Here is a 12667-nt window from a genome sequence, read left to right as displayed (position 1 = left end):
TTTTAAAAAATGAAAGTAAAGGTGATTTATGAATATAAAAAAGATAATAGATTATTGCAATAAAAATTATTTAAAAATATTAAAAATTATTTCTATCATTACTTTTTTAATTTTAGGAAATTATTTTGCTTTTCAAAAATATTTTCTAAGTGCATACAAAAAAGAAAAAAACCACTTTACTATAGGAGCTTGCATTATCCCGCCTTTATCTTTTAAGACTGATACAAATATAAGTAATGATAATGATGCATAATCATAATATGTATTATGAAAAAGGACACTATATTAGTGGTTGTGACATTCTTTTGTCAAAAGATCTAGCTCAAAAATTAGGAAAAAAATTAGTAGTTAAACATTTTGATTCTCTTTCAGGGATGAGTGATGCTTTGAATGAAGGACAAATTGATATTATGATAGGTGCGCTAAACTCAACTGAAAAACGCAAAGAGAATTATGACGCTTTAGAATTTGCTAAAGTCAAAGTGAGTGCCTTAATACAAGATGATATGTTTTTAAACGTGGGTGATGAAAGTAAGTTAAATGATTTACAGTTAAACCCAAATCATACCAAAGTTCAAAAAATTCCAAATTATAAACCCATAATTTCTTCTTTAAAAAATTCTTATTATCATAATAGTGAAACATTAAAATCACCTGATTATGAAACTAAATTCAATTCTCCTGATGAATTATTTCGTGATACTCTTGCAAAATTATATGATTCTTTTAACGATAAAGCAATTGATGTTTGTGTTATAGATCAAATTGCTGCCATGATATTACCATATAAACATATCCTTCTAAAGGATAAAAATTTACAACAACCAAATTATGCTATTTTTACAAAAAAAGATTCTCCTTTGAAAACAAATTTAAAAAAAGCATTAGAGGAAGTCTTGAAATCATCTGACATTGACATGATGACAAAACATTATGAAAATAATTTTTTAAAACCAGCTGTAAATAATTATCTTGAACTTCAAAAACTAAAAAATAAAGAAAAAGATTACAATTTCATAAAAAAAGTATGGTTAATTTTACCTCAATATCAAGAACCTTTTTTATTATCGTTAATGTTAGCGATTGATAGCTTAATTACGGGTTTTTTACTTACTTTAATTTTAGTAAGATTTAAAATTTTTATCAAAAACTTTAGAAAAAAAAGTAAAAAAATAATTTTTTTTGGATATTTAAGTATAAATTTTATATTAGAAAAATTAATTCATTTTTTACATGCAGTTCCAATCGCTGTTCAAGGTTTAATAGTTTATAAAATTTTTATTAAAACAGGTAGTTTTAACAATAACGTTGTGTTAAGATCTGTATATGCTGCTTTTACTGTAATTTCATTAATTACTATGGCGAATTTAACTAACATTATGATGCGTAATATTGAATTAATAAATCAAGGTCAAATTGAAGCAGCAGCTTCTTTAGGAATGAATTCAAAACAAATTTTTCGTTATATTATTTTTGAACAAGCTTTAAAAACAACTTATCCTTATATTTTGCAACAATTTATTATTAACATTAAAGATACTGCTCTATTTTCCATTATTGGTTTAACTACACTTATATGGAAAGCAGAACAAGATATGTCTATTAATTTTGATATTATAACTCCTTTCTTTATTGTAAGTGTTATTTATTTAATTTTAGTTGGTATTACTAAATATATAATTAAACAAAATAGCATAAAAAATAAAATTTAATGTTATTATTTTTCGGTTCAGTTTTTTTGGGGTACTCTAAACTAAACCCATTTTTATTCCGACGGTAAAACAATTTGTTTCCAACCCGACCGACTCAACCAAAAAAACACAATTCCAATCAATAAAACAATTTGGTAACACCTATGAACACAACAAAGACGTAGCCGTAATCAAAACAATTTGGTTCCATTCCGACGAAAAAACAATCAAACGTATCGTCGAATGCGACACAACTACATGGGATTTTTTACAAACTAACAATTCAGATAGTGAATTGTTAAAAAAAACTAAATAAAAAAAGCTAGTTTTAGACTAGCTTTTTTTATTTACTAAAAAATCCAATCAATCAAAAAAACTTTAAACTTGAAAAAAAGAAAAGAAAAATAAATAAAGATATTAAAACTTATTAAAAATATTTTTTTGTTTAACAATTGTTTTATTTCTTTTTTTATAAAGTTTCAACTTTTCAAAAAGTAAAAAATAATTCTGATTTAATTGAAAAAAATTAAAATTTGGAATGGGGGCGATTTTTATAAACTTTTAAAATTATTTTTTTGTTTTTGGATGATTGCTGTTTTTTAGTTCAGAGCCCTTAAAACAAAAAGACAATATTGTGAAATTTCATGAAAATCTTTTGCCGCCATTAACAAAATAAATAATTATAACACTTATCAAAATCAATCCACTAAAAATAAAAAGCCAATAATCTTTTTTATTTGGATAAGCAATAACATCATTCCAGTAAGTATTAATTAATTTTTGATGATCTTTGTCATATTGATAAACTTCATCTTTGTCTTTAATTTTAATTTTATTTGTTGCATTTTCATAAGGTGAATCATATTTAACATATAATAAGTTTTTATTGTAATTATCTTTGTTTCTTAAGAAATTAATAAATTGATAAGCTAAATTTTTTTGACTTCCTTTAGGCATTATTAAAGCATCAACCCAAACATTAGTTCCTTTTTCAGGGGATATAACGTCTAAATTGTCATTTTTTTCTATTAAAAAATTAGCATCTCCAGAATAAGCCACAACAACATCATAATATTCCCGACCTTTTTGCGACATCCGATCAATTAGTTGATCGTTAATAAAAGCCAAGTCCGGTTTTTCGTTTTTAAGGTCTAAGAGCCATTTTTTTGCTTTTTCTAAGTTTGTTTGTGTCATTTTATTAATTGATAAACTTTGTGCTTTTAAACCCAACATCAAGCCATCACGCGAATTATTACATAAAGCAACTCTTAAACCGGATTTTTTTAAAATATCAAAACCTTGTTTTTTTATTTCTTTTTCTTGTACTTTCTTTTTGTTATAAACAAGAACTACTTTTCCCCAAAAATAAGGAACTGCATAATCATCAAAATTTTGAGTTCTAGTTAAATTATTATATTCATCATTATATATATTATAATATTTGTCTGTGGTCTTTAACTTATTTTTTTCTATGTTTTCTAATAAGTTAGCTTGGATTAATTGATCAATCGCGTATTCACTTAAAATAGCTAAATCATATTGAAAATGACTTTTAATTTTAGTAACCGCTAGCTCATTAGAGGAGAAAAAAACTTGTTTAACTTCAATTTGAGTTTCTTTTTCAAAATCAATAATTGTTTGAGGATCTAAAAATTCGCCCCAATTAAATAAAGTCAATACTTGTTTTGATGTTTCTTGGTTTTTTGCTGCTTGCACATTACCAGTAAAAATAACAATTAAAATCATAATGTAGCAAAAAACAAAATAAAAAAAAACTTTTTTTGTTAGTTGTTTCATTTTTGTCTATCAACCTTTTTTTGTTTCATAAAATTAAGAATAACTTTGCAACTAGTTAAAACAATTAAAATGGTAGATAAAGCGTTAATGGTGGGATTAATTGTCCCTTTAAGACTATAAATATAAGATGAAATATTTTGACATTCTGCCCCACCCACAAAATAAGAAATAATAAAATCATCAAAAGATAAAGTAAAAGCTAAAGTAGCCCCAATTAACATTGCTCCTTTTAATTGCGGTAAAATCACTTTTGTTAAAGCCTTGAAAGGGGTTGCACCTAAATCATAAGCTGCTTCAAGGCAATAAGGATCAAGACTTATAACTTTTGGATAAACAGTAATTACTACAAAAGGAGTACAAAAAGAAATGTGAGCTAAAAGCATTTTCCAAAAAGATGAATCTAAACGAAGAAAACCAAAAACAACAAATAAAGATAAAGCTGTAATAATTTCAGGAACAACAATCGAAAAATTACTAACATTTAAAATCATATGACGCCATTTTTTTTTCAAACTTTGAGCTAAACTAATGGCTGCAAAAGTACCTAAAAACGTAGATATAATAGTGGTTAAAAAAGCAATTTTTAAAGTGATTATAATAGATGCTTTAATGGTTTTATCATCTAAAAGTTTTTGATACCATTGCCAACTAAAACCTTGCCAATTAACCAAAGAAGCAACTCTTCCTTCACTTTTATTAAAAGAAAAAATAATTAAAGATGCAATCGGTAAATAAATAAAGCCCAAAACTATGATAATATATAAAATATTGATTAATTTTGGCTTAAAATGAAGTTTCATTGTAACCTCCTTTTAAACTTATTTTTTTAAAAAAATAAAAAAGTAAAAACATAACTAAAGATAAATAAATGGCAATTGCACAAGCTTGTTTAATTTCACCACTTAATAAAGTTTTATTTTCGATTAATTCAGCAATAGTTATTTGAGTGGTTGGTCCTAAATAACGCGGTGCTATAATGTTTGTAACTGCTTGCAAAAAAACTAAAGAAACACTAGCGATTACTCCAGGCAAAGATAAAGGCCAAATTATTTTTTGAAATACTTGCCATTCATTTGCTCCTAAATCTTTAGCGGCTTGTATTTGTTGAGGATTTATTTTGATAATAGCAGTGTAAATTGGTAAAAACATAAAAGGTAAAAATAAATAAATCAACCCTAAAATCATTGCAAAATTAGTTTCTAATAAAGATTTTTGTACTAATTGTAAGATTTGGACTAAAGCTTGAGTTTTAATGATCATATTAATCCACATCGTCCCATTAATTAAAATGACTAAAAAGGTTTGTAAAACGAAATTTAAACGTGATATCATATAAGCTAAAGGATAAACAATAATTAAAAGCAAAAAAGTGACAATAATAGAAATAGCAATTGATCTTAATAAAACATACAAAAAAAAAAGATTGGTTAAAAACTCTTTATGATAATCAAAAGTTAAAGACTGAGAAAAAAGAGCATGATGGGCATTATTATCACGAAAAGAATCAAAAAAAATAAAACTCATTGGTAAAAAAATTAACCCTATTAAGAGAATATAATAAGGTAGAATTAAAAAAAGATATAGTTTTTGATTATCTTTACAAGTGTAAAAATCTTTTTTTTTCATTGCCAAATCTCCATAACATGAATATCTTCTGGATTAAAAGTAATATCAACTTCTTTATTAACTTTCACATGATCTGTTGTTTGAATGGTATATGTTCTTTGGTCAGTTTTAACATCAATTTCCCAATGAACTCCTTTAAAAACAACGGATTCAACAATTCCTGAAATTAACCCTTGACCTTTGGTAACAATATCAATATCTTCAGGGCGAATAACAATATCAACTTTTTCATTTTTACGAAAACCCTTGTCAACACAAGCAAAATTTTGATGATCAAAGTAAACTAAATTATCATCTTTCATCACCCCTTGAATTAAATTAGATTCTCCCACAAATTGAGCTACAAAACGGTTAGCAGGTTCATTATAAATTTCTTGCGGAGTGCCTATTTGTTGAATTTCTCCGTGATTCATAACAACTACTTTATCACTCATTGTAAAAGCTTCTTCTTGATCGTGAGTGACAAATAAAAAAGTAATACCAGCATTTTTTTGAATTTCTTTGAGTTCATATTGCATTTCTTGTTTTAACTTCAAATCAAGATTAGATAAAGGCTCATCTAACAATAAAACTTGCGGTTTATTAATTAAGGCTCTTGCAATTGCAACTCGTTGTTGTTGTCCTCCTGATAATTGCTCAATTGTTCTTTTTTCTAATCCTTGTAAACCCATGATTTTTAAATATTTAAAAACTTCTTTTTGAATTTCTATTTCTTTTTTTTTTGAATCAATAAAACTTTTTTTTAATAAGTTAGTTGTTGTTTTAAATTGTTGAATTAAAAGTTCTTTTTGTTCTTTAAATTTTTGATCAGTTGCTTTTTTTTGCTCTAAAGTTAAAGCTAAAGCTAATTCTTTTTGCCATATTTTAATTAATTCTTTTGTGTTATCATGGTGTTTTTCTTCTATCTTTTTTAATTTTTCTTTGTTTGGAGTATTAAAATCTTTTAAACGTAAACCAAAAGCGAGGTTTTCAAAAACATTTAAATGAGAAAATAAAGCATATTTTTGAAAAACCGTATTAATTGGTCTTTTGTGAGCGGCCACATTTAAAATATTTTTTTGCTGAAACAAAACTTCACCACTACTAGGATTTTCAAAACCACCAATAATACGCAAAATAGTAGTTTTGCCACAGCCAGAAGGTCCTAATAAAGTCACAAATTCATTTTGTTTAATCTCTAAATTAATCCCTCGTAAAATTAATTGATTATCAAAAACTTTAGTTAAATCTTTTAAAGTAATTAATGTTTTCATAGTCAAACACCTATCTTATCTTTTTAAATTTAGTAAAAATAAAAAATTTTGCTATGCAATTTTTTTAATTTAAAAAAAATAAAATCTCTTTTAAAAATTGTTTTCTTTAAAAACAAATATTAAAATCTATCTAGAATTATCAAAAATAAAACAATAGCAAAGATTATAAAAAAATAAAGAAATTTAAATCAATAAAATAAAAATTAATAATTCTTTATTGCTAATTTTAGCATATCATAAAAAAACGAAATTAATATCATAAAAATCATTTTATTTATGAGATGTTTTTAAAATTTGTTAAAATATAAAATGTTAAGTATTAATTTAAAAAAATATTTTTAATTTATTAAACTTTTTTCATGTTTTTAAGTTAAAAAAATTTTAATTTTTATCTTTTTAAGCAAAAATAATCTGATAAAAAATTAAAGTTTAAAGATGTGAGCATATTTCAATATTAGCAATAATTAAAATTATTTTTCTTTTTTTTGTGTTATTTATCATCATAATAAGTTTCTTTTAAATTATAGATAAAAAAATTAAAAATTTTTTTAAAAAATAAAATAATAAAATAAAAAAAGGATGTTAATTTATGAAATGGGAACCCCAAAGATTTGATGATGAACCAAAACCGCAACCACCAAAAAAACCATTACCCTATTTTCCATATTTTCCACCAAAAAAACCCGATTATTTATCAATTATAGCTCGTGTTTTAAGTATTATTGTTAATATTTTGGTGATTATCTTTATTTTAATGTTAATCAATGGCGCTCAAGATTTACAGCAATCTTTAGGAAAAAAAGAAGAAAAAGACTTAAATTGGGCCGCTGATAAACAATATAAACCTAACACAAGATTTATTAAATCAATTGATGATTTTATTGGTTATGAAGAAGTGAAAAATCAACTTAAAGAATATATCGATGTAGTTAATGGTTTAACACAACAAAACCTAAATCCAGATTTACCAGGGGGGATTTTATTACATGGACCTCCAGGAACTGGAAAAACTTTTTTAGCCAAGTGTTTAGCTGATTCTGTTGTCCAAAAGGCTCCTTTTTTTATCACTACTGGTTCTGATTTTGTTGAAAAATATGTTGGAGTTGGCGCTTCAAGAGTTAGATCATTATTTAAAACCGCTAAAAAAACTGCTATCAATGCCAATCAAAAGTATTTTTTTATTTTTATCGATGAAATTGATGCTTTAGGTGGTATAAGATCGAACGACGATAATAAAAATCAAGAACAAAACCAAACTTTAAACGCTTTATTAGCTGAAATAGATGGTTTTATTTCTTCCGATCAAACTCCTCAACCCATCATTATTGGTGCTACTAATAGAATTGATATTTTAGATTCTGCTTTAATAAGAGAAGGACGCTTAGGAAAACATATTTTATTAAATTTACCTGATTTGAAAACAACAGAACTTCTACTCAAAAAAAAAATTCCAAATATTAATTCAAACTCTAATGATATTGCCAAAGTGATTCATGGTGCTAAATTTTCCCCTGCTCAAATTATAGCTTTAGCTAAAGAAGTTAAAAAAAACATCAAAAATTCAAATAATTCAATTAATATAGAAAATATTATTTACGATGCTATGGATTTTATTTTGATGGGGGCTAAAACATCATCATCAAGAACAGATGAGGAAACAAAAAGAATTATTACACATGAATTAGGACATGCTATTTTGGCCAAAACTTTAGGTTTTGAAGTTCATCGTGTTACTATTGAAGCGAGAGGCAAAGCTGGCGGTTATACTATTTTTTTTCCTAAAAATAGCACCAAATTACCTACTAAAATGGATTTAATCAAACAAATTATAGTTGCTTTAGGAGGAAGGGCTGCTGAAGAAATAATATTTGAGAATGATAAAATTAGTGTAGGTTGTGGTAATGATTTGGGGAAAGCTTATATTATGGCTAAAGAAATGGTTATTACTTATGGCATGTCTTTAAATGATGATATGTCGGGGATTAACCCTTTAAACAAAACTATACCTAATGAAAACCAAATTAAGAAAATTGAAGGAATTATTCAAGAATCATATAAAATAGCTAAAAAAATATTAGAAGGCAAAAAAAATGATTTTATTCAAAAAGAAGAAGATAATAATTCTTTATATAGCAAAATTAAAGAAAACAAAACTTTAAACAAAGATGATTTTTCAATAATTACCCAACAAGAACAACAAATAAAAATAGACAACGGAAATTTGAATTTATATTAATTAACTAACTTTTTCAACATAAACCAATCCTTAAACTGCAATATGCAAATCATATTCTTTCCTCTTCATCCTTTTCAAAATTTAGTCTTAATCCATCTTATATAGATGGATTTTTTTGAACTTTTTGAATTTAATTTTTATAAACTTTTTTATTTTTTTGTTTTTGGATGGTTGCCATTTTTGGTACAGTGTCAATTTTTTTGAATCTGATGTTTGATAAATTTTATTTTTTCAAAAAGTAATAATAATTGAATCTCAAAAACTATTTTTTATTTTTTGCTTTCTTGATTTTAGTAAAAAAATTAATAATAAATAATTCTTTTGCTAGATTAAAATTTTGTAGTCATTACAAAAACAATATTATTTTTATTTTTATTTTTTAATTTTAAAAATAAAAGTTGTTGTCGCTATAAGATAAATTGGAAAAATAATTTCTTTTTTTGATGTTTATTACTTGATTTTATTTTTTGTTTTGTTATAATTTAATCAGGCTTGATAAAGCAATTAAACAATTTCATGATAAATTTATTGGTATAATTATCGAAAATAACAAAAAACAAAGTAAAATCATTTTTAAAAATATTATCTTGTTTTTATAGTTTTTTTATCTTTTAAATTAATCTTACTATAATTTATTTTAATTAAAATCCATTACCCCTAATAAAATAGTTTATAAAAATAATCAAATATTAAAATTTAACTAAAGGAAATATTAATTATATGGACAAAAAAGAAAAACTTTTGCAAATAAGTCGCCTTAATAAAGATGATGCCTTAAAACATTTAAATACTACTTTCAAAGGACTTACAAATGAACAAGTTTTAGAAAAACAAAAAACCCACGGTAAAAACATTATTAAACAAAGCAAATCTTTTCATTTTTGGAAACAATTTATTCAACAATTTACTTCTATTATGGCGATTTTATTATGGATTGCTGCTGTTTTAGCTTTTTTTCTTGAACACAACCCAATAGGAATAGCGATTATTTTAGTGATTATCGTTAATGGTTTGTTTTCTTTTTCACAAGAATATAAAGCTGATAAAATGTTATCTTCTTTGGGAAAAATGATCCCTAAAAAAGTACAAGTTTATCGGGAACAAAAAATAGAGATGATGGATGTAACAGAATTAACTATTGGTGATGTTATCTTTTTAGAAACAGGAAGTCAAGTACCAGTTGATGCTCGCATCATTGAAGCTAATAGTTTTTTTGTTGATAATTCAATGTTATCAGGAGAAACCATTCCTTTAAATCGTACCGAATCACCAAACACTAATAATAATTGTTCGATTACAGAAATTCCTAATTTAATTTACGCAGGAACAATAGTAACTCAAGGTAGTTGTTTTGCTGTTGTTTATGCTATCGGTAACGATACACAAATTGGTGAAGTATCTCATTTATCTCAAACTATTGATAAAGGTAAAAGTATTTTAGATCAAGAAATGCATCATATCGTTAAAAAAGTAAGCATTATAGCTTCCTGTGCTGCTTCAATTGCTTTTATTATTTCTTTTTGTAAAAATGGATTTTCATCAACATCTTTTAAAAATGCTCTTATTTGTGCTGTTGGGATGTTGGTTGCTAACATTCCCGAAGGACTTTTGCCAACAGTTAACTTAAGTTTGGCGGTTGGTTCACAAAGAATGGCTAAACAAAAAGCTTTAGTTAAAAAAATATCTTCTTTAGAAACCTTAAGTTCTACTACTGTTATTTGCACCGATAAAACAGGGACTTTAACCCAAAATCAATTAACAGTAAGAAAAATTATGACACCAGATGGTTTAATTAAACTTGATGGTTCAGGTTATAATGATCAAATTAAGTTTAAAATTCCCCAAGATAACCTCATCGCTCAAAAAGGAATTGAAAAATTTTTAATTGCTGCTGTTTTGTGTTCTGAAGCGAAATTAATTCCTAACCAAAAAAATCCTCACCAATTCGAATTAATTGGTAATCCGACTGAAGGTGCTTTACTAATTGCTGCTAAAAAATATGGTTACAATTTGGAGGATATCAGAAATAATATAAAAGTTTTAAAATTAAATCCTTTTACTTCTGAACGCAAAAAAATGAGTGTTTTAGTAAAAAATAACCATCAAACATCATATGACACCAATTCAGAATATTTATTCATTAAAGGTGCTCCAAATATTGTTTTAGAACAATGTCAAATGCAATACAAAAATAAAAAAGTTAGTACTTTCGATGACCATGAAAAAGTATCTTTTTTAAAACAAAATGATCATTTTGCTAGCCAAGGATTTCGTGTATTAGCCCTTGCTTACAAAAAAATTGAAAAAAATAATCCTTTAGAAGAAGATATGGTTTTTTTAGGTTTTGCTGTCAATTATGATCCCCCAAGAGAAGAAGTGAAAGAAGCTGTTAGTAATTTAATTCAAGCAGGACTCAAAATTACAATTATTACAGGTGATTATGGTTTAACTGCTGCTGCTATCGGCAAGCAAATAGGAATTATCAAAGATGATTTTATTGGTTTAGATGGTTTTAATTTAGACCAAATGACTGATAAAGATTTGCAAGATATTTTAAAATCAGAAAAACCTGTTATATTTTCGCGTACAACCCCAAAACATAAACTAAAAATCGTGCAGGCTTATCGTGCAAATGGTGAAATAGTTGGAGTTACTGGCGATGGAGTCAACGATATTTTAGCTTTAAAAGCAGCTCATATTGGAATTGCTATGGGTAAATCAGGAACTGATGTTGCCCGTAATGCTGCTGATATGATTTTATTAGATGATAATTTTGCCACCATTTCCAAAGCGGTTTTAGAAGGGCGTTGTATTTATGCAAACATCAAAAAATTTATAACTTATGTTTTTGCTTCTAACATTCCACAAATTTTCCCTTTTATTGCCATTGCTTTTTTAGGAGTAAAAGAACCTTATTTATACGTTTTACAAATTTTAGCAATTGATCTTTTAACTGATTTAATCCCCGCTATTGCACTAGGCGCCGAAAAAACAGATAATAGTTTATTGTCTCAAAAACCGCGCAGCACTAAGGACCATTTAATGGATGGCAAAGTCTTAAGAAGAAGTTATGGTTTTTTAGGGATTGTTGAAGGTCTGATTTCGTTAGGGTTGTTTTACTTTATTTACGAACCAACTCAAAACAACTTCATATTAGCTTCGACAATGGCTTTTGGAGCAGTTATTTTTACTCAAGTAGGAAACGCTTTTGCTTGTCGTTCTGATAAGTTTTATTTTTGGCAAACTTTAAAAAAACCGAATAAAAGTTTATACTGCGGCATTTTAATTGAAATTGTATTCTTTATTTTAATTACAAAAGTTAATTATTTAAGTGATATTTTTCACACTAAAGATATTGAATTAAAGCATTATTTATGGTTATTATTATGTCCTTTGGTCCTTTTATTATTTGACACTCTTTGGAAAAAAACTTTTAATTTTGAACCAAAAGATATAATAAAACACTAAAAAAAATTGATAAATATTTTGTATTTTTTCATGAAATAAATAAAAAAAACAAGAAACAACAAAAAAACTAGAAAATACATAAAATCAAATTAATAAAAAAGACTCTTTTTAAGGGTCTTTTTTTTGTTTTAAATATAAACTATGAAAACAATAAAATATCATCTTTTAGTAAATTAAAAAAATATTTTTAAAGAGTTTTTTTCTATCTCTTGTATAAAAAAATTTAGCTTTGATATTTTTTATGTTTAGATAGTTGTTTTTTTTGAACCAGCGCCTAACCGTATTCCTTAAATAAAAAATATACTTTTATTAATTTATTATAACTTTCAAAAAAAACAACATTTCTTTTCTAATTTATCTTTTTTTATTTCATTTTTTTAATTTTAGTAATTTAATAAATAAAATAATTGTCATTTTTTTGTTAATATTAGATAATAAAACTAATCTAAAAAATTATATATTTCAAACAAAAACAATCACCTAAGAAAAAAATATTTCAATAAACCTTTAGAAGGTAAAAGGCGATTAAAAAATTAGTTTAAATTTTAAAAATTATTATAATTTGAATTTTTTTTGATTTTATATGAAATTAATTA

9 protein-coding genes are annotated in these 12667 nt (G+C 25.3%); 5 read left to right on the top strand and 4 right to left on the bottom strand.

The window, feature by feature from the left end; translation table 11 throughout:
• Positions 1 to 28: 28 nt before the first annotated feature.
• From PSOL_RS02945 to PSOL_RS03425, 3 genes are read left to right on the top strand one after another with little or no spacing between them, the layout of a single operon-like run.
• Entirely contained in the window at positions 29 to 253 is a 225-nt protein-coding gene (locus PSOL_RS02945; protein WP_349401877.1) for a hypothetical protein, read from the top strand.
• Positions 246 to 1712 (top strand): ABC transporter permease subunit, encoded by a 1467-nt coding sequence (locus PSOL_RS02940; protein ID WP_349401876.1) that lies wholly within the window; start codon positions 246 to 248, stop codon positions 1710 to 1712. The genes PSOL_RS02945 and PSOL_RS02940 overlap by 8 nt, the downstream gene beginning before the upstream one ends.
• 49 nt (positions 1713 to 1761) lie before the next feature.
• A complete protein-coding gene (locus PSOL_RS03425) occupies positions 1762 to 2007 on the top strand; it encodes a DUF2963 domain-containing protein (protein ID WP_434062267.1) in 246 nt (81 codons plus the stop codon).
• Positions 2008 to 2333: 326 nt separating this feature from the next.
• On the opposite strand, the gene PSOL_RS02935 is transcribed toward PSOL_RS03425, so the two are convergent.
• Genes PSOL_RS02935 through PSOL_RS02920 form a run of 4 tightly spaced genes read right to left on the bottom strand, consistent with a single transcriptional unit; the run spans position 2334 to position 6367 of the window.
• The gene (locus PSOL_RS02935; protein ID WP_349401875.1) at positions 2334 to 3437 is read right to left on the bottom strand and encodes an extracellular solute-binding protein; all 1104 of its coding nucleotides are present in this window, start codon (positions 3435 to 3437) and stop codon (positions 2334 to 2336) included.
• Between the two features lie 47 nt (positions 3438 to 3484).
• Positions 3485 to 4288: an ABC transporter permease gene (locus PSOL_RS02930; protein WP_349401874.1), complete on the bottom strand. Its 804-nt coding sequence runs from the start codon at positions 4286 to 4288 to the stop codon at positions 3485 to 3487.
• On the bottom strand, positions 4272 to 5114 hold the full coding sequence (locus tag PSOL_RS02925; RefSeq protein WP_349401873.1) for an ABC transporter permease: 843 nt from the start codon (positions 5112 to 5114) through the stop codon (positions 4272 to 4274). Before PSOL_RS02925 ends, PSOL_RS02930 begins: the two co-directional genes overlap by 17 nt.
• Entirely contained in the window at positions 5111 to 6367 is a 1257-nt protein-coding gene (locus PSOL_RS02920) for an ABC transporter ATP-binding protein (RefSeq protein WP_349401872.1), read from the bottom strand. The genes PSOL_RS02925 and PSOL_RS02920 overlap by 4 nt, the downstream gene beginning before the upstream one ends.
• Before the next feature lie 589 nt (positions 6368 to 6956).
• On the opposite strand from PSOL_RS02920, the gene PSOL_RS02915 reads away from it, so the two are divergent.
• Complete coding sequence (locus PSOL_RS02915; protein ID WP_349401871.1) at positions 6957 to 8603, top strand: AAA family ATPase; 1647 nt, start codon at positions 6957 to 6959, stop codon at positions 8601 to 8603.
• Positions 8604 to 9323: 720 nt separating this feature from the next.
• Positions 9324 to 12071, top strand: coding sequence for a cation-translocating P-type ATPase (locus PSOL_RS02910; protein WP_349401870.1), 2748 nt, complete (start codon positions 9324 to 9326; stop codon positions 12069 to 12071).
• Positions 12072 to 12667: the final 596 nt, after the last annotated feature.

This window comes from Candidatus Phytoplasma solani, assembly GCF_040126175.1.
GTDB classification, from domain to species: domain Bacteria; phylum Bacillota_I; class Bacilli_A; order Acholeplasmatales; family Acholeplasmataceae; genus Phytoplasma; species Phytoplasma solani_A.
This window is presented reverse-complemented; position numbering and strand designations above follow the sequence as displayed.